Origin of the sequence: Micromonospora sp. NPDC085948, from assembly GCF_040686315.1 — a bacterium.
Classification (GTDB): Bacteria; Actinomycetota; Actinomycetes; order Mycobacteriales; family Micromonosporaceae; genus Micromonospora.
Map to the genome: position 1 here is coordinate 1 of NZ_JBFBJW010000019.1, position 24,871 is coordinate 24,871.

Sequence of the window (24,871 nt, forward strand, 5' to 3'; positions counted from 1 at the left end):
GGCTGGCCCGGGCGCCGCGGGGGGGGGGCCCCCCCGCCCCCCCCCCCCGGGGGGGGGGGGGGGGGGGGGGGGCCCCCCCGCCCCCCCCCCCGACTCGACCTCGCCTGGCACAGCCTGGAGACCAACGCATTCGGGCTCGACGAATTCATGCGCTGGCTCGGCCAGGCCGACCTCGAACCGATCATGGCGGTCAACCTCGGCACCCGCGGCACCGCCGAGGCGGTCGACCTGCTCGAGTACGCCAATCACCGCGGCGGCAGCCACCTCGCCGACCAGCGGCGCGCCAACGGCACGGACGACCCGTACGGCATTCGGCTGTGGTGCCTGGGCAACGAGATGGACGGCCCGTGGCAGGTGGGCCAGCGCAGCGCGACCGAGTACGGCCGCCTGGCGGCACAGACCGCGAAGGCCATGCGCCGTTTCGATCCCGAACTCGAACTCGTGGCCTGCGGCTCGTCCCACCTCGGCATGCCCACGTTCGGTAGCTGGGAACGCGACGTGCTCACCGAGGCGTACGACGACGTCGACCTGATCTCGCTGCACGCCTACTACCAGCCGGTCGACGACGACCTGCCCAGCTTCCTCGCCTCCGGCGAGGACATGGACAGATACATCGACGCCGTCACGGCCATCGCCGACTCGGTCGGGGCGATCCGCCGGTCGACCAAGAAGATCATGATCGCGTTCGACGAGTGGAACGTCTGGTACCAGTCCGCCACCCCGTCGACCCCACCGAGCGGTGACGACTGGCCGGTCGCGCCGCGGCTGTTGGAGGATCACTACAGCGTGGCCGACGCCGTCGTCGTCGGTGGCCTGCTGATCAGCCTGCTCCGCCACAGCGACCGGGTGACGGCGGCGTGCCAGGCCCAACTGGTGAACGTCATCGCACCGATCATGACCGAACCCGGCGGCTCAGCCTGGCGGCAGACCATCTTCCACCCCTTCGCCCGCACCGCCCGGCACGCCCGGGGAGCGGTGCTCGACGTGCTCCGCGACGGCAGCACGACGACCACCGACCGCTACGGTGAGGTGGCCGCGGTCGACGCGGTCTCCACCTGGGACGACGACAGCGGCGAGATCAGCGTGTTCCTCGTCAACCGCGTCACCGACACCCCGGCCGAGGTGACCGTCGACGTCAGCGGCGCCCACCTGACCGGGATCATCGAGTGCGTCACCGTCGGCGGCACCGACCTGGCCGCCAAGAACACCGCCGACGGTCCGGACCACGGCGCACCGCGACCCAACGACACCGCGCGACAGGCCGATGCCGCCGTTCGGCTGACGCTTCCGCCGGCGTCCTGGACCATGCTGCGGCTGCGGGCCACGGAAGCAACCCCGTAACCGCCCTGAGCGGGAAGCGCCCGGCCGCCAGGGGTGGCGGCCGGGCCTTTACCCCGCGATCTTGCACTTTCTGTCCCGACATAAGGGTCACATGCCCCCGAATCAACGACAGAAACTGCAAGATCGGCGCACTCCTCGAGCGCGGGGTGGGCTGCGGCACAGCGCGCCGGTCCTAGCGGCGCGAGGGTTTCACGGGTGGCTCCAGCTCTCCGTCGACTCGGCGGGGAATGGCGGTGCAGCCGTCCTGTAGTTCCTCGGGAAGGATCCAGGCCGGCGCGTCCTGCCAGGCCAGCGGGCGCAGGAAACGCCGGATCGAGGTGGCGCCGACGGAGGTGTGCACGGCGTTTGTCGAGGGCCAGGGTCCGCCGTGGTGCTGGGCCCACGAGACCCGGACGCCGGTGGGATAGCCGTCGAAGACGATGCGACCCGACCGGCCGGCGAACAGCTCGACCAGCCGGCGTACGACAGCGGCGTCGTCGTCCGGCGCGCTGTGGATGGACCCGGTCAGCGACGGTGGGACGGCCGCCAGCGCCGCGTCCAACTCGGCGACGTCGTCGTAGCGCACCACGACCAGGAGCGGGCCGAAGCACTCGTCGGTGATCTCGGCGGTGAGGCCCGACAGCTCGACCTCCAGGAGCGTCGGCGCGACGCGGAAACCCGCCTCGGCGTCGATCCGCGCTCGCGCCGAGACCCGAGCGCCGGCCTGCTCGAAGGCCGCCGCCTGCTGCTCGTACGCGGCCCGGATGCGGTCGTTCAGCATGACCGCACCGCCGGTGGCGGCGACCTTCTCGCGCAGCGCGTCGACCAGGCGCGCGCCGCTCGGATCGGACGGGACGAACGCCAGACCGGGCTTCGTGCACAGCTGGCCGCCCGAGTTGGTGAAGGAGGCGAACAGTCCCTCGGCGATCTGCTCGCCCCGGTCGGCGGCTGCGCCGGGCAGGACGACGATCGGGTTCACGCTGCTCAGCTCGGCGTAGAGGGGAATGGGATCGGGTCGCTCGTCGATGGCCGCCTGGATGCCGCGGGCGGCCCCGACGGAGCCCGTCAACGCGGCGGCGCGGATCGCGGGGTGGCGTACCAGCGAGCGGCCGGCCTGCTCGCCGTACACGGTCGCGATCACACCGTCGGGCCCGCCCAGGTCGCGGACGGCCGCCGCGATGGCCTCGGCCGAGGCGTGTGAGGTCAACGGGTGCGACGGGTGGGCCTTCAGGACCGTGGGACAGCCGGCGGCGAGCGCGGCCGCGGTGTCACCTCCCGCGACCGAGAAGGCGAACGGGAAGTTGCTGGCGCCGAAGACGGCGACCGGCCCGAGGGGTACGAGCATCCGCCGCAGGTCCGGGCCGCGTCCGAGCGGTGTGTCGGCGGCGTGGTCGATGGCGGCCTCGACGTAGCCCCCGTCGCGCAGCACGTCGCCGAACATCCGGAACTGGACCGCCGCCCGGGTGAGTTCCCCGTCGAGTCGCGCGTTGCCGAGGCCGGTCTCCGCCTCCGCCGTCGCCACCACGTCGCCGCGATGGGACTCCAGGGACGCGGCGATGGCGTCCAGCAGGTCCGCTCGGCCGAGTCTGCCCAGGCCGGACAACCACTGCGTGGCGTTGACCGCCTGGCTGGTGATCGCCTCCAGCCGCGGCTCGTCGGTCTCGCGGAGATCCGTCGTACGAGTGTGACCGTCGCGCGGGTCGACCGTGCTGACCATGTTCACAGCAGTCCTCTCCTCACCAGATTGCCCATCAGATCCCGGACGCCGAACTGCCAGGGCTCACACTCCTGGGCGTGTCGCACCCGGTTGACCAGGGTGCCCAGAGCCGGGCAGCCGATCCGTACCACATCATCGATCTTGTGGGTGAAGCCCTCGTCGGGGCGGTCCCGGTCCTGGGTGGGCGCGAACATCGTGCCGAGCATCAGGGCGGCGCCGTCGGGATAGCGGTGGTGCGGCCCGATCAACTGCCGCACCAGTTCCGCCGGGTCGCGCGACATCCGCGTCATCTCCGAGACCGCCTCCAGGTGGAAGCCGTCCACGCCCTCGATGTCCAGGCTCACCTCAAGCTCGCGCACCCGGTCCAGGTCGAACCGTTCGTCGAACAGCCGGATCAGGGGACCGAGGGCGCACGAGGCGTTGTTGTCCTTCGCCAGGGGAAGCAGAAGTGCCGAGCGGCCCTCGACGTCCCGCAGGTTCACGTCGTTGCCGAGGGTGGCGCCGACGATCCGGCCGCTGGACTGGATGATCAGCGTGACCTCGGGTTCCGGGTTGTTCCAGGTCGACGAGGCGAGCACCCCCACCGGGACGGCGGTGCCGACGGCGGAGAGGACCTGGCCCTTGGTGAAGATCTCCGCGTCCGGCCCGATCCCCACCTCCAGGTACTGGCTCCAGATGCCCTCGGCGACGAGCAGGCTCTTGAGCCGGTCGGCCTCGGCCGAACCCGGGGTCAGGCTGTGCAGGTCGGCACCGATGTCGGCGAGCATTCGTTGCCGGATGTCCGCCGCGAGCGCCAGGTCTCCACGGGCCCGTTCCTCGATGACGCGCTCGATGAGCGAGACGGCGAAGGTCACGCCGGCGGCCTTGAGCGCCTGAAGGTCGACCGGGGCGAGCAACCAGGGTCGGCTGTGGTCGCGGGTCGTGGCCGCCGTGTTGGCGAGTATCTCGCCGAAGTCGCCCAGCCGCGGCCCGTCGAGCCCGGCCACCGTCGCGGCGGGGTCGGGCAGCTCGCAGATGTCCCGGACGGTGGGGAACCGCTGGCTGAGGTCGATGACCTGACCGTCTCGGACGGTAACGGGTGACGGGCCGTCGCCGGCCGGATCCCAGATCCGGCCGATGAGGACACTGTCGTCGACGTCGTCGGGCAGCGCCTCGGCGGCGGTCCCGAACCAGTCCGCGCCGTCGGGCTGTCGCCGGGGCTGGGGCACCGTCATGAGCCGCTCTCCAGGTTGAAGAAGGATCGCTCGTCTCGCGGACGGATGTCGTACACGGCGTCCTGGAACATGCGCAGCGGGTGCGGTGTGAACGGGTGCCGCTCGATCGCGGCGAGATCCAACTCGATGCCGAGTCCGACGATGCCGGTCGGGATGAGCACGTCGCCGTCGGCGGTCAGCACCAGCCGTTCGTTGGTGATCTCGGGTCGCCACGGCACGTCCGTCGCCATGATCTCCAGGTAGCGGAAGCTGGGCAGTGTCGCACCGAGTTGCAGCGTGGCGGCCGTACTGAGGGGGCCGCTCGGGTTGTGCGGCGCGAACCCCACGTAACTTGTCGCCGCGAGCGTCGCGATGAAGGCCAGCTCGGCGATCCCGCCGGCATGGGTCACATCGGGTTGGACGAAGTCGACGGCCTGCCGGGCGAGGGCGGGCGCGAAGCCCTGGCGGCCGTACCACCGCTCCCCCGCCGCGATGGGCACCGGCGACGCGCGGCGGATGTCCACAAGCGCGTCGAGGTTGTCCGGCGGGCACGGCTCCTCGAACCACACCGGGTCGAACTGGGCGATCTCCTTCGCGACCTTGATCGCGTGGCGGACGTCGAAGCGACCGTGGCCCTCGACGAACAGCTCGACGTCCCGGCCCACCGCGCCCCGGACAGCGTCGATCTGGGCGAGCACCCGATCCAACTGCGCGGTGGTGATGGTCAGGTCGTAGTTCTCGAACGGATCCCACTTGAGGCCGCGGAAGCCGGACTCCACAGTCCGGCGCGCCGCCGCCGCGTAGTCCTCCGGCGTGACGGCACCGGAGAACCAGCCGTTGGCGTACGCGCGCACCCGGTCCCGGGTCGCACCGCCGAGGAGCCGCGAGACGGGGACGCCGAGGTCGCGCGCCGAGATGTCCCACAGGGCCATCTCCAGCGAGCTCAACGCGGTCATGATGACCGGCCCGCCACGCCAGTACCAGTCCCGCGCCAGGTCGTAGAGGATCTTCGAGATGAGTGTGGGGTCCAGGCCCACGACCGCCTCGGCCAGCTCGGCGATGGCCCCCTGGACGGCCCGTTCCTTGCCCTCCAGGGTGGCCTCACCGAGCCCGATGATCCCCGCGTCGGTGTGCACGCGCACGATGACGAGGTTCGTACGGTAGAAGTCGACGACGAGCGTGTCGATGGAGACGATCTTCATTCTTCGGCTCAACCCTTCACCGCGCCGGCGGTCATGCCGGACACCACGTACTTCTGCACCAGCAGGTAGAAGGCGACGGCGGGCAGCGTGAACAGGAATGCGACGGCCATCACCGTCTGGATCGGCGTACCCAGCTCACCGATGAAGTTCGCGATGCCCACGGAGGCCGGTTGCAGGTCCGGGTTGAAGATGAACGTCACCGCGAACACGTACTCGTTCCAGGCGTGGAAGAAGGCGATGACCGCGGTCGCCGCGATCGACGGCGCGATCAGCGGCACGTTGATCCGGGTCAGGGTGGTGAAGGGCCGCGCTCCGTCGGCGCGCGCCGCCTCCTCCAGCTCCTTCGGGATGCCGTCGATCGCGCCCTTGAGGATCAGCGCCACGATCGGCAGGACGAACGCGGAGTTCACCAGGATGAGACCGGTCAGCGAGTCGAGCAACTCGAATCGGCGGAACAGCGCGAACAGCGGCACGACCATGAGCGCCTCGGGAAGCATCTGCGTGAACAGCAGCACGACGGTCAGCACGGCCTTGCCCCCGAACGAGAACCGGGACAGCGCATAACCGAGCGGGATGCCCAGGCCGACCGAGAGGACCATCGTGCCCACGGCGATGATCAGGCTGTTCAGCAGCCACCCGGCTGCCTTGCCCTCGGCCAGCGCGTCGACGAACACCCCGAACTGGCCGAGGTCCGGCGTGAGGCGGGGCTGGTCGGCGAAGAGGTCGCTGTTGCTCGACAGCGCCGTGACGAACATCCAGTACAGCGGGAACACCGCGACACCGAGTACGACGAGCACGGCGACGATCCGTGCGGTGACACCGAAACGGAAGCGCCTCATCGGGCGTGCTCCTTCTCCACGGCACGGGCGACCAGTCGGCTGCCGATGACGACGATGAGTGAGATGACGACGCCGACCATCCCGATGGCCGCCGCCGATCCGAGTTCCTTCGAGTCGAACGCCTGCGAGTAGAGGTCGATGACGAGCGTCTCGGTGGCGCCGACCGGCCCACCCTTGGTCATCAACCAGATCAGCTCGAACCGCCGCAGCGACCAGATCGTCATGAGCAGCGCCAGGAGCCCCACGGTGGGCTTGATGACCTGCCAGGTGACGGCCCGGAAGGTGGCCCATCGCCCCGCGCCGTCCACGGTCGCGGCCTCGTTGAGGTCCTGCGGGACGGACTGCAACGCGGAGAGCAGCACCACCGAGGTGAACGGGAACAGCTGCCAGATGGTCGTGGCGAGCACCGCCGGGAGCGCGTAGCGCGAGCTGTCCAGGATCGCGCCGCCCGGCACACCGAGTCCCACCGCGTCGAGGAACCGGTTCACGATCCCGTACTGGGCGTTGAGCATCCAGGTGGCGATGAGCGCGACCGCGATGCCAGGAGCGGCCCACGGGACGGTGATCAGCGCCCGCGCCACACCGCGGCCCCGGAACTTCCCGTTGAGCAGGAGCGCGACGCCGAGCCCGGCGCCGATCGCGACGACGACGCAGGTGATCACGTAGACGACGGTGATCAGCAGGGTGTGGCGGAATTCCGGATCGCCGAAGATCCGGTTGAAGTTGTCGAACCCGACCCACTCGCTTCTGGTCGGGTTGAGCAGTCTCGTCCGGGTGAAGCTGAGGTACACCTCCTGGACGAGAGGCACCGCCTGGAAGACGAGGATGAACAGTGCGGCGGGTGCCAGGAACAGGTACGGCGTCCACTTGCTCCCCAGTGGGCTGGGTCGACGCCGCGCTCGGGGTGTTGTCTTCGGTGCTCCGGTCTGCTCGACCACAGTCATCGGGTTCGATCCTTCTGAGGAAGGACGCTGCCGGCGCATGTCCGTCGCGCCGGCAGCGTCGCCGTGTCGAGCGGTCAGCGGACCAGGTCGGTCGCCTGCTGCTGGGCGCGGTCCAGTGCCGACCTCAGGTCGGTCTTACCCTGTAGGGCCGCGACCACGTTCTGCACGACCACCTTGCGGATGTCCGGCGTCTTGGCTTCGAACCCGAGGACGATCTGCGGCAGGCTGGTCTCGGTGAGCCCGTCGAAGACGGGCAGGAACGGGGTCGCCTTGAGCGTCTCCGGGCTGCGCTGCGTGGTGGTGGCGACGCTGCTCGCGCCGAGGATCTCCTGCAACTTGACCTGGTTCTGCGGCTCCAGCGCCCACGTGATGAAGGTGCCGGCCTCGTCCTTGCCCTCGCTCGCCTCGTTGATCACGATCGGCGCGAGGATCGCGCCCTGCTTGCGGACCGGGAACGGGATGGGCGCGACGCTGAAGTTCAGCTTGGCGTTCTGGCCGCGCGTGGCGGTCACGTACCCCCCGTTGTTCAGCTCCATCCCGACCTTGCCCTCGGCGAACATCCGCCGGAACGTCGCCGCGTCCGCGCCGCGCGGGATCACGTTCGCGTCGTACAGGTCCTTGAACGCCTGGAGGCCCTTGAGGTTCTCCGGCGAGTTGATCGTCAGGTTCTTGCCGTCGGACCACGCGCCGCCGAAGCCGTAGACGTAGTTGAAGATGTCCTGCCACACGCCGGCCTCCTCGGCCTCCGTCTGGCGGAACGCCAGGCCGAAGACGTCGCCCTTGGTCAGCGACTTCGCGGTGGAGGTGAACTGCTCGTACGTCGTCGGCGGAGTCGGGATCAGGTCCGCGTTGTAGAACATCGCGTAGTTCGACGCCTCGAAGATGACGCCGTGCCGGACACCGTCGTGGACCATGAACTGGTCCGGCTGCTTGAGCAGGTCGTACTTGCCGGCGTCGATCACCTTGTCCAGTGGTGCGACCAGACCGGCGTCCGAGGCGGCCTCGAACTCGGGCATGTCGAAACGGACCAGGTCGGGCCCCTTGCCACTGCCCATCTGCGTGAGCACCGTCTGACCGAAGGTCGGGTACGGGACCGCGGCGGCGGTGACCTGGACCTTGGTCTGGCTCTGGTTGAACTCGTCGAGCCACTTGGTCAGCAGAGGCCCGCGGCCCGGGTCGCCGAAGGTCGAGGCGGCGAACGTCAGTTTGGTGACGCCGTCGCCCGAATCGCCGTCGGAGCCACAGCCGGTCAGAAGAGCGGCGACCACGCCGAGGGCACATGTCGCCCTGGCGATGCCGAAGCGAGCGCGCTGGTTACCCATCGTTACTCCAGTGTTACGAGTCAGAGTCTTCGGGATGAAATTGCAACGATCGTAGCGCCATGCGCAACGGTGTCAAGTGGCGGTTGCGCATGGCGTCGTCTACATTGCACATATTGCAACGCTAGCGACGGGCTCCCCGTCGCTTCGAGGGGGAAGGCACAGCCTTGGCGCAATCGATTCGCCGTGCGATCGACCTCATCCGTCGATCGGCGGAGCACCCGCTGTCGCTCACCGAGGCGGCGGACGTGCTCGGCGTGCACAAGTCCACGGCCCTGCGGATCCTGCAGACGCTGGAATCCGCGCGCTTCGTCCGCCGGACCGGCGCGGGCACCTACGTGCTCGGTAGCGGACTGATCGAGCTGTCCGAGCTCGCGCTCGGCTCGATGGACCTGCGTCAGTTCGCGGCCGCGCACCTACGCGCACTCCAGCGCGAGACCAGCCACACCGTGCACCTGGCACAGCTGACCGGCGACGAGATCATCTACATCGACAAGGTCGACAGTCCGGCGTTCGATGCCGTCAAGCTGCCCTCACGGGTGGGGCGGGCCGTGTCGATCTACGCGAGCGCCGTCGGCAAGACGATCCTGGCGTACCTGCCGTCCGAGGAACGCGACCGCCTGCTCTCCCCCGTCGTCTTCGAGAGATTCACCGACACCACCTTCGCCGACCACGAGTCTCTCGAAGCCGAACTCGTGCGGATTCGCGAAAACGGCTGGGCCACGGACAACGGCGAGCACGACGCCTACGTGATGTGCGTCGCCGCGCCGATCAGGGACTCCCGGGGCCAGGTCATCGCCGCCGTCTCGATCACGGCGATCGAGGTCATCGCCAACCTCGACCAACTGAGGAGCAACCTGCCGCGCCTGCTGGAGACCGCGAACCAGATCTCGCGCGAACTTGGCTACACACCGCCGTCCGTCCCGAGCCCGGCCGCGCCGGAGGACGGCCGATCGATCGACGAGTGAGCCATGGACAACCGGGGGCGTCGGACCGCGTCTGTCAGCGTCCGGTCGACCCGGGCGCGGCCCACCACCACGTCTCGAGCAGCTTCGACTCCCCCAGCCCGTTCACCCTCTCGACCAGGGCGTCGTCGCCGCGGACGTATCCGGCGGACCGGGCGACCCCCTGCGAGGGCACATTGCCCCGCACGATGGCGAGGCGCAGCCGGGAAAGACCGAGCTCTTCGTGGCAGAACTCGGTCATCCGGCGCAGCGACCGCGACGCCAGACCCTGACCACGATGCGCCGGGCCGACGGCGTACCCCAGGACACCGCCTGCCACGTGCAGGGCGACGAGGCCGAGCGGCTCCCCGCCGTCGCGCGTCACGGCCAGGTCGACGATGCGCTGCGTGCGACGCCGCCGGATCCTGGCCAGGAAGGCGTCCGCGTCGAACGGAGAGGGAATGTCGGTGTTCGCGGCCACGTCGGCCGCGTCGAAGAGCCCGCGAAGGTACGGCAGATCGGAGTCGGCCCATTCCCGTAACACCACCTCCTCCCCGGTCAGCAGGAGAGGAGAACCGGTCGGATCGACGGCGGACGAAATTGTCGATGCGCAGGTCACACGACATCCTGACACGGGTGCGACCGCATCCGGCAACGGGTCGGCTCCGTCGATGACTCCGCGCGAGCTTTCGCCAGTGGTGTCTTTTTCCAGCACTGCGTAGAGGCCGCCGACGATGCGGAGGCTCGCCGACAGTGGGATCTTGTACGGGTGATGGAGGCCGCGCGACGTGAACTCGAACGGGCACGACGCTCCTCGGCCGTGTGGCACGAGCTTCGCTACGAGCGCGGCACCGACGCCGACGGCCAGGCCTGCGACACGAATGCGGGCCGGCGGGCAAGCGTGTTGTGGGCACTGCAGTACGGCCGCCGGGCCACGGACCTTCCGCTGGTGCGGTGGCTGGCCAGGCAGGAGGCCCAGTGTCGACGCGAGGCACCGTTTCAGGGCCTGACTGACGAGACCGAACTGGCTGGCTTTCTGCTCGCAGAGCATCACCAGGTGGAGGACGTGTGGCTGCACTGGGAACTCAAGCGGGCCAACTTCGACACCTGGTGCGGCTACGACGGTGAGCACCTGTTCGCCGCCGGCGCGCCGACCACCGTCGCCTACGTGCGGGACAGCGGGCACGCCGAGCGGGACGACGTGCTGGCGTACCTGTTGGACGAGGAGGGCCAGCCGTGGGTCTCCGAGGAAACGCTTGCGGAATGGTGGCGCGGGAAACGATCGTTCTTCCCGGGTGACCCGGCCGCCGAGGACCCGTCCACCTGGATCGCACGCGCCAAACTGGTCGGTGATCAGACGTTGGCACGCGAGTGGTTGGACCGGTGGGCGGTGGACCGGCCTCGGGACAAGGCCACCCTGAGCCGGCTGCGATATGAGTTGGCTGACCTTGGGGCGTTCACTGAGGCCGCTTCGGCACAGCGGGAGAGCCTGGTGTTCGTCGACAACGCCTGGGATGCGGCGTCGGCCTGGCAGTCCCTTGCCGGGCTGGAACGCCAGGCCGGCAACCACGGCGCCGCCTGGGAGGCGTTACGTGAGTGTCGCCGAGCCCTGCACGACGTGTCCGGCTGGACCGAGGTCGGCCTGGGTCGCATGTATGTGGAGGAGCTTTTCCTCCTGGCCGGTTCCGCCGGCGCCGAGCTTGCCGCCGTGGTGTTCGCCGAGGCCGACCGGCAGGCGCGCCAGGTCCCCCGGTTGCCCCTGGTGGTGCTGCGAGTCGCCGCCGAGGCGGCGGACCGGGTCGGTGACCAGGATGCGGCGAGGCTCTACCGGCGACTGCGCGATGCCGAACAGCGGCGCATCGACGGCGAGCGGGGTTGAGGCCGGACACCCCGCGCCCTCGTGCGGGAGCCGGTGGCGCCGCTGTGGAGGGTCACGCGGGGCCGCGTTCTCTCCGACCCGCTCGGCCGAGGTCTGGCGACCGCTTGAGCAGGACGACACCGCCCACGACGAAGATGATGCTGAGGACCAGCCCGGTGACGTTGCCCTGGGCCAGGGTCGCGAAGAGGCCCAGCAGGCCCACGATGACCGCCACCCCGCCGACAAGCCGCATGAAGTAGCCGCCGACGGACTTGACTCGTTCATTCGCCATGGTGATTCTGTGCCCGACGGGCCGGCGCCACAAACACGGGTCGCCGTGGCCTGCACCAAACCTCGCGGCCGGAGCGCTCAGGCGCCGTTGAGCCGATGGTGTTCGTCGGTCTCCATGTCGATGAAGGCCTGGATCATGCCGCGGTAGATCCGCTCGATCAGGTCCGGGTCCGCGCCGGCGTCGTCCGCCAGCGTGCGGACCCTGGCCACCACCTGTGCCACCCGGTCCGGGGCACGGACCGCCTGCCTGTCGCTCTTGAGCGGGGCCGCCCGCCGGACCAGGGCCTCCCGGCGGGCGAGCAGCCCGACGAGCGCCGCGTCCAACTCGTCGATCTGGGCGCGGATGTCGGTGAGCGCCGATGCGGTGTCTGTCATGCCGGAGATCGTCGCACGGTGGGGCCGGCTGCTCGGACCGTCGACATCCGAGCCCGCTCGCCGCTGCGTGGCGACGCCCGGGCCTCGTATAGTCCCGACGGTGCAGAGCGAGACGGTTCGGCAGGCGTACGGGTCCATCGCAGGTCTCTACATCGACCTGTTCGGCACGACCCGAAAGATGAATCCCGAAGACCCGGCCTTCATCGGTCGACACCTGGCCGGTCATCTCGGCCCGGTGCTCGACCTGGGCTGCGGCCCTGGCCACCTCACCGGTTACCTCCGTTCGCTGGGCCTCGACGTCAGGGGGATCGACCTGGTCCCCGAGTTCGTCACCCATGCGCGGGCCGCCTACCCGGACGTCGAGTTCCACCTCGGGTCGTTCGAACACCTCGATGTCGCCACCGGCTCCGTCGACGGCATCCTGGCCTGGTACTCGCTGATCCACCTGCCGCCGGAGGAGTTCGACGGCGTACTCGGTGAGTTCCGCCGGGCAATGGCCCCGGGCGGAAGGCTGGTGCTGGGGTTCTTCGACGCCGACGAGGTCGGTCCCTTCGCGCACAAGGTGGTGACCGCCTACCGTTGGCCACCCGACGAGGTCTCCGAGCGACTCCGCCGGGCCGGCTTCCGAGAGGTCGAACGCGTACAGCGGCCCAGGGAAGGCAGTCAGCGGCCACACGCCGCCATGGCGGCGGTCGCGGAGTAGCGGCGAGCCGGGGCCGTCCGCGCCATGGGTGCCGATCGCGTCAGTCGGCGTCCTCGACGAATGCCGCACGCGGTTCGAGATGCTGGCCCCGCGCGTACTGCGCGGCGAAGCCGGTCGCGCCGAGCGCCTCGACCGCGGCCGCCCGCACGGCGGCCAGGTCGGCCGCGTCATCGGGATCGGGCACCTGGCCCAGCGCCGCGAACGCGGCGTCCGTGACGGCCACCATTCGACCGGCCCGCGCGTGGTCACCGTTGGCCGAGGCGAGCGCGGCGCCCGCCAGGCAGACGTACGGGACGAACTCCGCCCAATCCTCGCGGAAAACCCTCTCCCGACTCGCGGCGAACAACGCCCGCGCCGCGTCGAGGTTGCCGAGACCCAACTCGCAGAACCCGAGGTTGTGGGTCTCCGAGTTGACGAGCTTGGGCTGGCCCAGGGCCTCGTTCAGCGCGATGCTCTCCCGGTAGAGCTGCCGAGCCCGGGTCAGGTCGCCGGACATCCGGGCCACCGCGGCCAGCACGTGGCGGGGCCGCTCCTCCAGACTCCGGTCGCCGGAGCGAAGGGCGACCGCGAGCGCTTCTTGGGCGCGCGCCTCCCCGCCCGGGAGGTCACCGCCACGGATGGCGACCCGGGCGAGGCTGTACCGGGCCTCCACCTCGCCCGACGGATCGCCGGCCGCCCGTGCCCTGTCGATCTCGGCCTCGCTCATGCGCACCACCGCGTCGGTCTCGCCCCGGCGGAAGGCCGCGCGAACGTCGTCGCTGAAACCCACCTCTGTCGTCCCCTCCGCTCCCCCACCAATGATCACGTGGAAGGCCGCAGCCATCGCCCCCGTGGCGGTCGAGCAGACCTGGGCCGGTTTCCACAGCCGGGAAACCGGCCCCAGGTCTGTCGCTCGTGTTCGCTCGGCCCGGTCAAGGCCTCGCGCGCGGTCAGGCGGCGAGCTTGCCGGCGATCGTGACCACCCGCTGAGCCAGGTGGTCGAGGGCGTTGAGCTGCGCGTCACCCAGCGGCGCGTCGTTGCTTCCGCCGGTGACGTGCGAGACGCCGTACGGGTTGCCGTCGGCGAACTTCACCGGGTCGGTGTAGCCGGGGGCGGCGACCAGGCCGCCGAAGTGGTGGATCGTGTTGTAGAGCGCCAGGAGCGTCGACTCCTGCCCACCGTGGGCGGTCATGGTTGCGGTGAAGCCGGCGTACACCTTGTCGGCCAGCAGGCCCTGCCCCCACTGCGGGCCGAGGGTGTCGATGAACTGCTTGAGCTGGCTGGCGACGTTGCCGAACCGGGTGGGGGTGCCGAACAGCACCGCGTCGGCCCAGACGACGTCGTCGGCGGTCGCCTTCGCCTCGTTCTTCGTGGCGTCGAAGTGCTGGCTCCAGGCGGCGTTGGAGGCGATGGCCTCCTGCGGGGCAAGCTCCGGAACCTGGCGCAGCCGTACCTCGGCGCCGGCCTTCTCGCCGGCCTCGGCGAGCCGCTTGGCCATGGCGTGGATGGTGCCGGTCGAGGAGTAGTAGATGACGGCGAGCTTGGTCATCGGAGGGGTCCTTTCGTCGAAGTAGTTGCTGGCGATAAATTTGCGGCAGCAACAATCTGACTCTAGCAACAGCGGCGAGCGGCTGCCACCGGGGCCGTGAGCGCGGCTCGGAAACCGACAAACGGTGCTGCGGGGCGCAGAACCACCGAGGGATTGGTGATGCCCCGGACCGGGACAGCTCACACCGGACCGGACGTGCCATCGCCGGTACGATCGGCCGCGTGGATCTGGACGCCATCGCCGACCGGCTCGGGGTGCCCGTCGAGGACATCGACCGCGTACACCGCCTGGCGGACGGCAGGCCGTCGACTCCGCTACCCGCCAAGGCCGACGCGCCCGCGATCCTCGACCGGCTCCAGGTACGGCCGGACGACGCCGCCGAGGTCATGGCGGGCTGGCCCGATCCCGACTCACCTCTGTGGACCGCCGAGCTGCGCTGGCTGCTCGACCGCTCGACCGCTCTGGTCCTCGCCGATCTCGGGGGCCACGGCTGGCTGCCGCCCGGCCCGGAGCTGCCGCGCGACCGAGGCCCCGCCTGGCGGCACCTCTACGTGTACGCGTACCTGGCCCTGGTCGACCGCGTCCGGAGCTACCACCGCGACCACGGCATCACCGACGAGGTGTCCTGGGCAACCCTCGCGGACCTGGGCCGCAACCTCGCGATCGACAGGCGGATGCACCGCGAGGGTTGGCCGGTCATGCAGAGCTGGCTGACGCTGCACGCGCGCGGCGGCCTCTACGAGTTGGGCCGATTGCAGTACCAGCGCGGCGGCACCGCCATCGACCTGCACATCCCCGAGGCGGGGCCGCTCACCCCGGAGGCCGTCGACGCATCGCTCGACGAGGCCCGCGCGTTCTTCCCACGCCACTTTCCCGACGAGCACTACACCGCGTTCGCCTGCGGCTCCTGGCTGCTGGATCCGCAGTTGCGGGAGTACCTGCCCGCGGATTCCAACATCATCAAGTTCCAGCAGCGCTTCGAGTTGGACCCCTACGAGGAACCGGAAGGGGTGGACGCCGATGTCGAGGTGCGGCGATTCGCGTTCCGCACCCTGACCACACCGCTCGACGAGTTGCCGCGCGGCACCGTGCTCCAGCGTGCGATCGTCGACCACCTGAAGGCCGGCCGGCACTGGCGCTGGCGCCGGGGCCGATTCCCGACCTAGGACGACGGTCGCGTGGCACCTCAGTCGAGGTCGAACTCGTTGCCCTCCACGTCCTGCATCACGAGGCAGGACTCGTTGTCCTCGTCGGCGGTCAGCAGCCGCACGCGGGTCGCACCGAGCGCGACCAGTCGCGTGCATTCGGCCTCCAACGCGGCCAGTCGCTCATCACCCACGAGCCCGGTGCCGACCCGCACGTCGAGGTGCAGCCGATTCTTGACGACCTTGCCTTCGGGCACGCGCTGGAAGAACAGACGCGGTCCCCTGCCGGTGGGATCGGCGCAGGCGAACGCCGAACCCCGTTGCTCAGGCGGCCGGGCCGACTCGAAATCGTCCCAGGTGGCGAAGCCCTCCACCCGCCGGCGGGCGACCGCTCAGTCAGGGCAGCATCTCGACGTAGCCGTCGCTGCCGTGGACGCGGATCCGCTGTCCGTCGGGGATCAGCCGGGTGGCGTCCACCACGCTGACGACGGCCGGCAGGCCGTACTCCCGGGCGATCACCGCGCCGTGTGTCATCGATCCGCCGACCTCCGTCACCAGGCCTGCGATGCCGACGAAGAGCGGCGTCCAGCTCGGATCCGTGTGCGCCGTGACGAGGATGTCACCCGGTTCGAGGTGAGCCTGTGCCAGGTCGAGGATGACGCGGGCGCGCCCTTCGACGGTCCCGGCGGAGACCGGTAGGCCGACCAGAGCACCGGCCGGCACGTCGTCGCGTCGGTACGCCCCGTTGATGGCGTCGCCCTCGGAGGTCAACACCCGGGGTGGCGTGAGCCCCTGGTACGACCGGAACGCGTCCTTGCGTCGCTGGATCAGCGTGTCGTCCACCCGGTTCGCGCGCACGACGTCGTGCAACTCCTGGAACGTCAGGTAGAAGGCGTCCTCCCGTTCGCGGAGCACGTTGGCCCGCACGAGGCGCTCGGCCTCTCCGAGCAGGGCCTGCTTGTAGAGGAAGTAGCGGCTGATGATGCCGTACTTCGGGTACTCCCGGTAGCCGATGAAGGTCCGGACCCGGTCGATCATGCGCTCGGTCTCGTCGGCCTTCTGCTCCCCGTCCGGCAGTGCCCGCAGGCGCGTCAACACCTCGTGCGCCTTGCGCTGCGCCTCCTGCTGCCCCTGCTCGAAGCGCCGCCGGGCGGCACCCGGCGCGAAGTTCGCGACGTTGTCGAGGAGCACGGGCAGGAGCGTGGCGGGTCGCTCGCGCCACCGCGGTCTCGTGATGTCGATCTCGCCGACGCAGCGCATGCCGTACCGGTCGAGGTAGGCCTCGATGGCGTCGCGCGCCTCGGCCCCGCCCGCGAGCTTCGGCAACTCGTCCAGGAAGTCGTCGTCCTCGACGCCCCGCAGGAACGCCACCACCTCCGGATGCGGACGGATCACGTCCGCGACGTCGAGCAGCGCGAGCCCCATCTCCGACGTGACGTTGCCGGGGGCGGACAGCGTGAGGGTGTCGGCGGCGTTCGTCTCGCCGAGCCACTCCCCCAGTCGGTCGTTGAGCCACCAGGTGGCCTGCATCCCCGCCATGATCGCCTGCATGCTCAACGGATCACCGAGATCCCGCTTGTGCTGCGCGAAGGCCTCCAGCAGGAAGTCGAACAGCGCTGGTCCGGCCAACGGGGCGATGTCGCGTCGCAGGGCGGCGATGGACGCCTCGCTGCGCTCGATCAGTTGGGTGACGATGGCCGGATCGGTCTCGATCGGGGTGGGCGCGGCACCGCCCGGCGGCCCAACGGGGCCGCTGTCCGGCAGCGCCGGGACGAAGCCGGGGCGGTCGAGGACGGTCTGCAGCGCGTCCCGGGTCAACGGATCGGTGCGGCCGGCCATCTCCAGGAAGCGGGCGCGGCTCGCCGGCGCGGCCAGCATCCGGGTCGCGTCGACGAAGAGTCTGCCGCCGGCCTCGTGCATCGGCGCCATGGCCGTCAGCTGCCACATGGAGAGACCCAGTGGCCGCATGGCGTCGGTCATCATCTGCTGGTGGCCGACGGAGAGGTAGACGTGGTTCTCCGGGTCGTGGGCCGTGGGGATGGGGAAGAGCGTGGTGATCGGCCGGCTCTGCACGATCTGGAAGTCATCGTCGACCAGGCACCACTCGATGTCCTGCGGGCAGCCGAACCGCGCCTCGATCTGTCGCCCGAGTCGCACGAGCCGGACGACCTGCGCGTCCGTCAGCGCCGGCTGCTCCCGCCGCGGCGAGTCGATCACCACCTCCTGCGTTCCGCCACCGGGGAGGGCGTGCACGGCGAGCTGTTTTGCGGCGACCGCCCGGCCGACGACCACACCGTCGCGCACCGTGAAGACGTCCGGGTTCACCCGGCCGGAGACCAGGGCCTCGCCGAGGCCGAAGCTGGCGTCCACGGTGGCGACCTTGCGGTTGCCGGTGACGGGGTCGGCCGTGAACAGGACGCCCGCCGACCGCGGGAAGACCATCTGCTGTACGACCACGGCCATGCCGACCTTCCGGTGGTCGATACCGTTGCGGAGGCGGTAGGTCACGGCCCGCTCGGTGAACAGCGACGCCCAGCACCGGCTGACGTGGGCCAGGACCGCCGCCGGACCCACGACGTTCAGGTAGGTGTCCTGCTGGCCCGCGAAGGAGGCCGTCGGCAGGTCCTCCGCTGTCGCGCTGGACCGTACGGCGTAGGCGGACTGCTCGCCGCGCACGAGGAGCGCGCGGGTGATCGCGGCCGCGACATCGCCCGGGATGGCGGCCCCCTCGATGCGCTGGCGGACCTCGGCGCTGAGCGCGCGGATCGCCTCCCGGTCCTCCGGACCCGGGCGCGACAGCCGGTCGAGCAGATCGCCGATCGCCGGCCCTTCCGTCACCACCCGCCGGAAGGCGGCCGTCGTGACGCAGAAGCCGGCCGGCACGCGGAGGCCGTCGATCCGGAACAGCCCGCCCAGGTTCGCGCCCTTGCCGCCGACGAGTGCGACCTGGGTCTGGTCCACCTCTCGAAGATCTACGACGTACTGCTCGATCATCGCCCCACCTCTCCGGCAGCCGCGCTCCGGCGCACCGCTGACCCCACCCGCGGATCGCGGTGGACCCGCCCCCCGTACAACGACCACACACCCACGTCCCGCCCCCGATTTGTCGTCGCCGCCGCGTCCGGCCGCCGATTCTGCGGCACGACCCGGGTCTTGCCGCAAGCCCCCCGGTACGGTATAAGTTAGAAGTGGCAGGGAGTCTGATCTCCCTGCCTTTTGTTGTACTCGCCCGTCGCAGACCCAGGGTCCCGGGCCACACCAACACAGCCATCGACGCCGGGCCGTCGACCGCGAATGCACAACGCCTCGCCGTTCACGAAGAGTCCGAAGAGGACGACAGCGAACGTAAGATTGCATTGGCTGCAACGTTCAGGTTGTAAGATGCAGCGATGACGGGCAACATGGGCCTTCGCGAGCGGAAGAAGGCGCGCACCAGACAGGCGCTCGTCGACGCGGCGATCGCCCTGTTCGCCAGCAGGGGATACGACGAGACCACCATCGCCGACGTGACGGCCGCCGCCGACGTCTCGCCCCGCACCTTCTTCGTCCACTTCGCCAGCAAAGAGGACGTGCTGTTTGACGATCCCCCGCTCAAGCTGGAGATTCTCACCGCCGTGCTGGCGCACCCCGGTCCGGACGAGACCCCCGCGCACCTGCTGCTCCGGGCGTTCCACTCGGTACTCCACGCCGACACCGACCTGATGGGCCAGTCCGAGCGGGTTCGCGCCGACCTGATCCTCCAGACACCGGCACTGCGAGCCGGTGCCGTGCGCAAGGTGTTGGAGGGTCAACGCGAGATCGTCCGGGCTCTGCTCGACGCCTATCCCGACACTCTGGACCCGGTAGCCGCCTCGGCGCTCGTCGGTGCCATGGTGGGTGCCCTGGTCGGCGCGATCACCATGCTCTACTCCGATGCCACGGTCGCGGCCCGGCTGGCCGCCGATCCGCAGCAGCTGCGCGCCGAACTGGAAACCGCCATCACCTCGACCTGGCGACAGCTCGGCACCACCGGCTGACCCGCGAGGGACGACGAGAAGGGTCCACGCCTGTGCTGCTGAGATGGCTGGTTTCGTCGGGCGACGAGCGTCCGGATGCGATCCGGATCGACGACCAGGCGACGTCGTGGGTCCAGTTGCGGCGTCTCGCCGCCGCGGTGGCCGACGACCTGCGCGGGGTGGAGCGTGTCGCCGTCGACGCGACCGCCAGCCTGCACACGGTTGTCGGTGTCGTCGGCGCGCTGCTGGCCGGGTCCGCGGTGATACCGGTGCCGCCGGACGCCGGCCCGATGGAACGTGAGCACATCCTGCGTGACTCGGCACCCGGAGCGATGCTCGTGCCGGCTCACGGCGAACGCCGGGAGGCACCCGAGGGGCTACCGACAATTCCGATCGACCTGGGACGAGGCTCGGACACCAACCATCCGGAGCCGGATCCGGCCGGCATCGCGCTGATTCTCTACACCAGCGGCACCACCGGCGCGCCGAAGGGAGTGACGCTCTCCCGCCGCGCCATCGCCGCCTGCCTCGACGGGCTGGCCGCGGCCTGGCAGTGGACACCTGACGACCTGCTCGTGCACGGCCTGCCGCTGTTCCACGTACACGGTCTGGTGCTCGGCGTGCTCGGCCCCCTGCGGGTGGGCAGCCGGCTGCACCACGTGGGCCAGCCCCGCCCCCAGCGGTACGCGGCGGCGGGCGGCTCCCTCTTCTTCGGTGTCCCCACCATCTGGTCCAGGATCGCCGCCGACGAGCCCTCGGCCCGAGCCCTACGCGCCGCGCGGCTGCTGGTGTCGGGCAGCGCCGCCCTGCCCGCGACCGTCTTCGCCGACCTGACCAGGCTCACCGGCCACCAGATCGTCGAACGCTACGGGATGACCGAAACGTTGATCACGGTGAGCGCCACCGCCGACGGCCCCCGTCGCCCCGGCGCCGTCGGTCTGCCGTTGCCGGGAGTACGCACCCGGATCGTGGACGAGCAGGGCCGCCCCCTGCCCACCGACGGGGTGGCGATGGGCGAGCTGGAGGTGTGCGGCCCGACCCTCTTCGACGGGTACCTGAACCGGCCCGACGCGGACGCCGCCACCCGCACCGCGGACGGCTGGTTCCGCACCGGCGACGTGGCCACCATCGGTCCGGACGGCTGGCATCGCATCGTCGGCCGGGCAGCCACCGATCTGATCAAGAGCGGCGGCTACCGGATCGGCGCCGGGGAGGTGGAGGACGCGCTGCTGGCGCATCCGGGGGTCCGGGAGGCCGCGGTGGTGGGCACTCCGCACCCCGACCTCGGCCAACAGGTGACGGCGTACGTCGTGGGTGACGGGATCGACGAGGCGCAACTGATCGAGTTCGTGGCCCGCCAGCTGTCGACCCACAAGCGTCCCCGGCAGGTGCGGGTGGTCGAGGCCCTGCCCCGCAACGCGCTCGGCAAGGTGCAGAAGAGCCGGCTCCGGGCGGACTGATCCCCCACCGGCCGCCGCGAGGTCGAGGCGTTCCCGGCCGAAAAGTGGGAACGCCGAGTCGCGCACCTCGCGCGGACGACCGCGGGTGCCACCGGAGACCAGGGAGAGCACCATGAACGAGCTGACCGTACGCGCCATTGGCGGGCCGACGGCCGTCCTCGACTATGCGGGCTCGCGCGTCGTGCTGGATCCGACCTTCGACGATCCGCAGACGTACCACTACGGGACGGTCACCGCGACCAAGCTGGTCGGCCCGAGCGTCTCGCCCGCGGACCTCGGCCAGGCCGACCTGGTGCTCGTGTCGCACGAGCACCACCTCGACAACCTCGACATCTCCGGCCGGGAGTACGCGCGGCAGGCCCGCCGGGTGCTCACCACGGCCGCGGGGGCGCCGAAGCTCGGCCCCGACGCGGTCGGTCTTCGGCCGTTCGAGCACGCCGACGTCGGCGACCTGCGCGTCACGGCGGTTCCGGCGCTGCACGGCACGCCGGAGATCGGTGTGGTCAACGGCCCGGTGATCGGCTTCGTGCTGGAGGCGAGTGGCTGGCCCACGGTCTACGTCAGCGGTGACAACGCGTCGGTGGACGTCGTGGCGGTGATCGCGGAGCGGTTCCCGGCGATCGAGGTCGCGATCCTCAACCTGGGCGCGGCCTACATCGCGGCCCGCGGCGAGGGGTTCCTCACCCTGACCGCGGAACTGGCGGCCCGGGCGGCGGCCCTGCTCGGTGTGCGGGCGGTGGTCCCGGTCCACCAGCACGGCTGGGCGCACTACACCCAGGGCGCCGACGACGTCGTGCGTGCCTTCGAGGAGGCGGGGTCGCGCCAACTGCTCGTCGACCTGCGACCCGGCGACACGGCCACCATCTGAGTTCCCGGCGTGGGCGGGTGACCGCCGCTCACGGACGGGTTCCGTGAGCGGCGGCTTGTTTTCGTCACTCGGTCCGCAGCGCCACCGCGACCCGGGTCCTCGCCGCCCAGCCGGCCGGCAGCAGGGCACCGATCACGGCGATGACCAGCCCGCCGAGCCCGAAGAGCAGCAGGTCGACCGACCCGTACACGTCCAGGACCGCGCCCGGCAGGCGGAAGCCCACGCTGCTCGCCATCTCGGTGATGACCGTGCGTTGCAGCAGCACGCCGACCCCCGCACCGACCGCGCCGCCGACCAGGCCGGTGACCACGACCGAGGCGATGACCATCGCCGTGGTCTGCCGGGGCGTCATCCCGAGCGCCTTGTGCACGCCCAGGTCGTGGACGCGTTCCCGGGTCTCCAGGACGACCGTGTTCAGCACGCCGAGACCGGCGACGACCATCAGCAGGAGGCTGAGCAGTCCGGTCAACGCGTTGATAATGATGATCATCTCGTCGGGCTCGTGGCTGAGGCCGTCCGCCACCGCGCCGAGCGGCTCCAGAGCCGCCGTCAACGCCGTGGCGTACGCCCGGGCGTCGGTGCCGGACGCCACCGTGACGTAGTACATCGACGGCGCCAGCTCCGGCTCGGCCGCCCACAGGGTGGCGATATCGGTGACGACCTGCATACCGTCGTCGTCGATGTTGAACGCCTCACCGACGATCGTGACGGGGATGTCGACGCCCTTGTCGGTCAGCACGATGCGGTCACCCACCTGTTTGCCGGCAGCGGTCAGGAACGGCGTCGAGACGACGATCTGCGCCGGGCCGGTCAGCCAGGTGCCCGACACCATCCGGTAGTAGCGCGCCGCGTCCGGCCCGGTGACGGCGACCGCCTCCAGCTCACCGGTGATCCCCCCGGCGGTGATGTCGCTGCGGGCCATGCCCAGGTACCCGTCGGTGCCCGTCTGGTCGGTGATCACCCGCTCGATGGCGGCCGGGTCGCCGAACGACTGCGGCTGCACCGGACCCCGCGGTTGCCCCGGACCCGGCGGCCCTCCCCTCGGCCCTTGGTGCGGCTGCCCGACCTGGACGTCGGCGATGTCCTCGACCTCCTGGATCCGGTTGAGCGACGTACCGAGACCGACCGCGAAGGTGACCGCGGCCGCGCCGAACGCGATCGCGGCGACGATGCTCACCGCTCGTACCGGTCGGGCGAAGGGGTGGGCCAGGCCGAGTGACACCGGCCGGGAGATCGGCAGCCGGCTGGTCAGGCGGGCCGCCCATCGACCGCGGCCGGGCCGGGGGGTACGCCCGACGGCGAGCGCGTCGACGCTGCGCAACCGGCCGGCCCGCGCCGCGGCGGCCAGGGCGGTCACCGCCACGAGGGTGAGCGCGCCGCCGGCCACGACCGCGTCGACCCAGAGCGCGACCCCGTTGTCGCTCGTACCGTAGATCTGATTGGTCTGGGCGAGGATCGGCACGGTCAGGAGGTTGCCGGCGACCACGCCGAGCGCCGCACCGACGGTGGCCGGAACGAGCGCCTGCCCCACGTACGCCCGGACCACCTGGGCTGGCGTGAAGCCGAGCGCCTTGAGGATGCCGATCCGGCGGGTGGCGGTGGAGACCGCGCCGGCGATGACGTTGCCGATGATCAGCACCGCCATGACCACGCCCAGCATGCCGAAGGCGATCAGGAACGGCACCAGCAGGACGGTCTCGCCGGTCGCCTCCCGGCGGATGTCGAGCCACGACACGGCGCTGTCGAGCGCGGCGGCCGGGACGGACGCCTGCACCGCGGTCCGACCGGCCTGGACCTGTGCCGCCGTGCCGGCCTCGGTGAAGCGGTAGAGCATCTGGTAGGCGCGGGGGCCGTCGGGACCCGTCCAGGCCGCCAGCTGCGCCGGGTTGGTCCAGGCGTCGGCGGTCTGGCTGGCCGACCGGGCGAGCCCGACGACGGTCACCGTCGGGCTGCCCGGCGCGTCGGACACCGTCCACCGCTGGCCGAGCACCTGCGGTGGCAACCGCAGGCGCTCCCCCGTGGCCAGCACGATCTCCCCCGGCCCGGTCGCCCACCGGCCGTCGATGACGTCGACCCGGTCGACCGCGCCGCCCGGCTCGGCACGCCCGACGACGGTCAGCGGGGGCACCGGGTTACCCATCGGGCTGCTCAGGTTCAGCTCCGCGTTCGGGAACGGTCCCGCCGACCCGGCGACCCCGGCGGCGCTCGCGGAGGCGGCCAACTGCGCCTCCGTGACCGCGTCCGCGTCGAACTGGGCGGCGAGGTGCGCGCCCTGCTGCTGGCTGAAGGCCCGGTCGAAGGGTCCCCGGGAGGCCACCATCAGCGAACCGCCGAGGACGGCCGAGGTCACCGCGATCATCACCACCAGACCGATCACGACCGTCTGTACGCGTCGCCGCCCAACCCCGGCGCGGACCACCCGAGCCAGCGCGCTCATCGGGTCCGCTCCAGCGCGGTGTCGGCGGCGACCTGCCCGTCGAGGAGCTGGACGGTCCGGGTGGCGCACCTCTCGGCGAGGACCAGGTCGTGGGTGACCAGGATGATGGTCTGGCCGTCGGCGTGCAGTTCGGTCAGCAGCCGCATGACCTCCTCGCCGGAGGCGGTGTCCAACGCCCCGGTCGGCTCGTCGGCCAGCAGCAGCGGCGGCCGGTTCATCAGCGCGCGGGCGACGGCGACGCGCTGCCGTTCACCGCCGGAGAGCCTCCCGGGGTACGCCCCGGCGTGTCGGTCGACGCCGAGCCGGCCGAGCAGCTCGGTCGCCCGACGCTGGGCGGTGCCACGGCCCATTCCGGCGAGCTGTGCCGGCAGCACGACGTTGTCGGCGACGGTCAGGTCGTCGAGGAGGTTGAAGAACTGGAACACCAGGCCGATCCGGGTCCTCCGGTACCGGGCGGAGGCCGCCTCGCCGAGCTGGTCGACGCGCACCCCGTCGACGGTGACCGTGCCGGCGCTCGGCCGGTCCAGCCCGGCCACCAGGTTCAACATCGTCGACTTGCCGCTGCCGGACGGGCCGAGGATCGCCACCGCCTCGCCGGGCGCGACGCTCAACGACACCTCGCGCAGCGCCGGTGGCCCTTCGTCGTACCGGCGTGTCACCTCGTGCAACTCGATAAGCGGTGTGGTCATGTCCCCGTCTCCTCAGGTGATGGTGGGCTGGCGAGGCTGACGC

Annotated in this window: 23 protein-coding genes; 8 read left to right on the plus strand and 15 right to left on the minus strand. The window is 70.8% G+C overall.

Annotated features, from left to right (window positions below; genetic code table 11):
- Positions 1 to 147: 147 nt before the first annotated feature.
- Positions 148 to 1,341 (plus strand): alpha-L-arabinofuranosidase C-terminal domain-containing protein, encoded by a 1,194-nt coding sequence (locus AB0O48_RS31515; protein WP_365069545.1) that lies wholly within the window; start codon positions 148 to 150, stop codon positions 1,339 to 1,341.
- A 172-nt stretch (positions 1,342 to 1,513) separates the two neighbouring features.
- Here AB0O48_RS31515 and AB0O48_RS31520 read toward each other — a convergent pair whose 3' ends face one another.
- The 6 genes from AB0O48_RS31520 to AB0O48_RS31545 all read right to left on the minus strand — a co-directional run bounded on the left by AB0O48_RS31520 (position 1,514) and on the right by AB0O48_RS31545 (position 8,537).
- Positions 1,514 to 3,037 (minus strand): aldehyde dehydrogenase (NADP(+)), encoded by a 1,524-nt coding sequence (locus AB0O48_RS31520; protein ID WP_357571334.1) that lies wholly within the window; start codon positions 3,035 to 3,037, stop codon positions 1,514 to 1,516.
- A 2-nt stretch (positions 3,038 to 3,039) separates the two neighbouring features.
- Positions 3,040 to 4,251, minus strand: coding sequence for a fumarylacetoacetate hydrolase family protein (locus AB0O48_RS31525; protein WP_357255323.1), 1,212 nt, complete (start codon positions 4,249 to 4,251; stop codon positions 3,040 to 3,042).
- Positions 4,248 to 5,432, minus strand: coding sequence for a mandelate racemase/muconate lactonizing enzyme family protein (locus AB0O48_RS31530; protein WP_365069548.1), 1,185 nt, complete (start codon positions 5,430 to 5,432; stop codon positions 4,248 to 4,250). The genes AB0O48_RS31525 and AB0O48_RS31530 overlap by 4 nt, the downstream gene beginning before the upstream one ends.
- Positions 5,433 to 5,440: 8 nt before the next feature.
- Positions 5,441 to 6,271 (minus strand): carbohydrate ABC transporter permease, encoded by an 831-nt coding sequence (locus AB0O48_RS31535; protein ID WP_355033267.1) that lies wholly within the window; start codon positions 6,269 to 6,271, stop codon positions 5,441 to 5,443.
- Positions 6,268 to 7,215: a sugar ABC transporter permease gene (locus AB0O48_RS31540; RefSeq protein ID WP_357255329.1), complete on the minus strand. Its 948-nt coding sequence runs from the start codon at positions 7,213 to 7,215 to the stop codon at positions 6,268 to 6,270. Before AB0O48_RS31540 ends, AB0O48_RS31535 begins: the two co-directional genes overlap by 4 nt.
- A gap of 74 nt (positions 7,216 to 7,289) precedes the next feature.
- Complete coding sequence (locus tag AB0O48_RS31545; RefSeq protein ID WP_365069550.1) at positions 7,290 to 8,537, minus strand: sugar ABC transporter substrate-binding protein; 1,248 nt, start codon at positions 8,535 to 8,537, stop codon at positions 7,290 to 7,292.
- 164 nt (positions 8,538 to 8,701) lie between these two features.
- On the opposite strand from AB0O48_RS31545, the gene AB0O48_RS31550 reads away from it, so the two are divergent.
- The gene (locus tag AB0O48_RS31550) at positions 8,702 to 9,502 is read left to right on the plus strand and encodes an IclR family transcriptional regulator (RefSeq protein WP_357255336.1); all 801 of its coding nucleotides are present in this window, start codon (positions 8,702 to 8,704) and stop codon (positions 9,500 to 9,502) included.
- A 34-nt stretch (positions 9,503 to 9,536) separates the two neighbouring features.
- Here AB0O48_RS31550 and AB0O48_RS31555 read toward each other — a convergent pair whose 3' ends face one another.
- Positions 9,537 to 10,529, minus strand: coding sequence for a GNAT family N-acetyltransferase (locus AB0O48_RS31555; RefSeq protein ID WP_365069685.1), 993 nt, complete (start codon positions 10,527 to 10,529; stop codon positions 9,537 to 9,539).
- Positions 10,530 to 10,535: 6 nt separating this feature from the next.
- Between AB0O48_RS31555 and AB0O48_RS31560 the strand changes: the two genes are divergently transcribed.
- Entirely contained in the window at positions 10,536 to 11,357 is an 822-nt protein-coding gene (locus AB0O48_RS31560) for a hypothetical protein (RefSeq protein ID WP_365069552.1), read from the plus strand.
- Between the two features lie 52 nt (positions 11,358 to 11,409).
- Here the strand turns inward: AB0O48_RS31560 and AB0O48_RS31565 are convergent, their stop codons facing one another.
- Both AB0O48_RS31565 and AB0O48_RS31570 read right to left on the minus strand, forming a co-directional pair.
- Positions 11,410 to 11,628, minus strand: a complete 219-nt coding sequence (locus AB0O48_RS31565) for a hypothetical protein (RefSeq protein ID WP_357255345.1) — start codon at positions 11,626 to 11,628, stop codon at positions 11,410 to 11,412.
- 77 nt (positions 11,629 to 11,705) lie between these two features.
- The gene (locus AB0O48_RS31570) at positions 11,706 to 12,002 is read right to left on the minus strand and encodes a chorismate mutase (RefSeq protein ID WP_357255348.1); all 297 of its coding nucleotides are present in this window, start codon (positions 12,000 to 12,002) and stop codon (positions 11,706 to 11,708) included.
- Positions 12,003 to 12,102: 100 nt separating this feature from the next.
- On the opposite strand from AB0O48_RS31570, the gene AB0O48_RS31575 reads away from it, so the two are divergent.
- Positions 12,103 to 12,705: a methyltransferase domain-containing protein gene (locus tag AB0O48_RS31575; RefSeq protein ID WP_357571155.1), complete on the plus strand. Its 603-nt coding sequence runs from the start codon at positions 12,103 to 12,105 to the stop codon at positions 12,703 to 12,705.
- Between the two features lie 40 nt (positions 12,706 to 12,745).
- On the opposite strand, the gene AB0O48_RS31580 is transcribed toward AB0O48_RS31575, so the two are convergent.
- Together AB0O48_RS31580 and wrbA are read right to left on the minus strand one after the other, a co-directional pair.
- A complete protein-coding gene (locus tag AB0O48_RS31580) occupies positions 12,746 to 13,474 on the minus strand; it encodes a tetratricopeptide repeat protein (protein ID WP_357255354.1) in 729 nt (242 codons plus the stop codon).
- A 160-nt stretch (positions 13,475 to 13,634) separates the two neighbouring features.
- Entirely contained in the window at positions 13,635 to 14,234 is a 600-nt protein-coding gene (gene wrbA / locus AB0O48_RS31585; RefSeq protein WP_357255357.1) for an NAD(P)H:quinone oxidoreductase, read from the minus strand.
- Between the two features lie 221 nt (positions 14,235 to 14,455).
- On the opposite strand from wrbA, the gene AB0O48_RS31590 reads away from it, so the two are divergent.
- Positions 14,456 to 15,400 (plus strand): acyltransferase domain-containing protein, encoded by a 945-nt coding sequence (locus AB0O48_RS31590; RefSeq protein ID WP_357255360.1) that lies wholly within the window; start codon positions 14,456 to 14,458, stop codon positions 15,398 to 15,400.
- Between the two features lie 20 nt (positions 15,401 to 15,420).
- On the opposite strand, the gene AB0O48_RS31595 is transcribed toward AB0O48_RS31590, so the two are convergent.
- Both AB0O48_RS31595 and rph read right to left on the minus strand, forming a co-directional pair.
- The gene (locus AB0O48_RS31595) at positions 15,421 to 15,753 is read right to left on the minus strand and encodes a VOC family protein (protein WP_365069555.1); all 333 of its coding nucleotides are present in this window, start codon (positions 15,751 to 15,753) and stop codon (positions 15,421 to 15,423) included.
- Between the two features lie 22 nt (positions 15,754 to 15,775).
- On the minus strand, positions 15,776 to 18,373 hold the full coding sequence (gene rph, locus AB0O48_RS31600) for a rifamycin-inactivating phosphotransferase (RefSeq protein ID WP_365069557.1): 2,598 nt from the start codon (positions 18,371 to 18,373) through the stop codon (positions 15,776 to 15,778).
- Between the two features lie 395 nt (positions 18,374 to 18,768).
- On the opposite strand from rph, the gene AB0O48_RS31605 reads away from it, so the two are divergent.
- The 3 genes from AB0O48_RS31605 to AB0O48_RS31615 all read left to right on the plus strand — a co-directional run bounded on the left by AB0O48_RS31605 (position 18,769) and on the right by AB0O48_RS31615 (position 21,702).
- Positions 18,769 to 19,395, plus strand: coding sequence for a TetR/AcrR family transcriptional regulator (locus AB0O48_RS31605; RefSeq protein WP_365069559.1), 627 nt, complete (start codon positions 18,769 to 18,771; stop codon positions 19,393 to 19,395).
- Positions 19,396 to 19,427: 32 nt separating this feature from the next.
- Positions 19,428 to 20,834 carry an acyl-CoA synthetase gene (locus AB0O48_RS31610; protein WP_365069561.1) on the plus strand — a complete coding sequence of 469 codons (1,407 nt, stop codon included), beginning with the start codon at positions 19,428 to 19,430 and terminating at the stop codon, positions 20,832 to 20,834.
- A 112-nt stretch (positions 20,835 to 20,946) separates the two neighbouring features.
- Positions 20,947 to 21,702 (plus strand): MBL fold metallo-hydrolase, encoded by a 756-nt coding sequence (locus AB0O48_RS31615; RefSeq protein ID WP_357255374.1) that lies wholly within the window; start codon positions 20,947 to 20,949, stop codon positions 21,700 to 21,702.
- A 64-nt stretch (positions 21,703 to 21,766) separates the two neighbouring features.
- On the opposite strand, the gene AB0O48_RS31620 is transcribed toward AB0O48_RS31615, so the two are convergent.
- The gene (locus AB0O48_RS31620) at positions 21,767 to 24,139 is read right to left on the minus strand and encodes an FtsX-like permease family protein (RefSeq protein WP_365069563.1); all 2,373 of its coding nucleotides are present in this window, start codon (positions 24,137 to 24,139) and stop codon (positions 21,767 to 21,769) included.
- Positions 24,136 to 24,828 carry an ABC transporter ATP-binding protein gene (locus tag AB0O48_RS31625; protein WP_357571163.1) on the minus strand — a complete coding sequence of 231 codons (693 nt, stop codon included), beginning with the start codon at positions 24,826 to 24,828 and terminating at the stop codon, positions 24,136 to 24,138. The genes AB0O48_RS31620 and AB0O48_RS31625 overlap by 4 nt, the downstream gene beginning before the upstream one ends.
- Positions 24,829 to 24,871 lie beyond the last annotated feature (43 nt).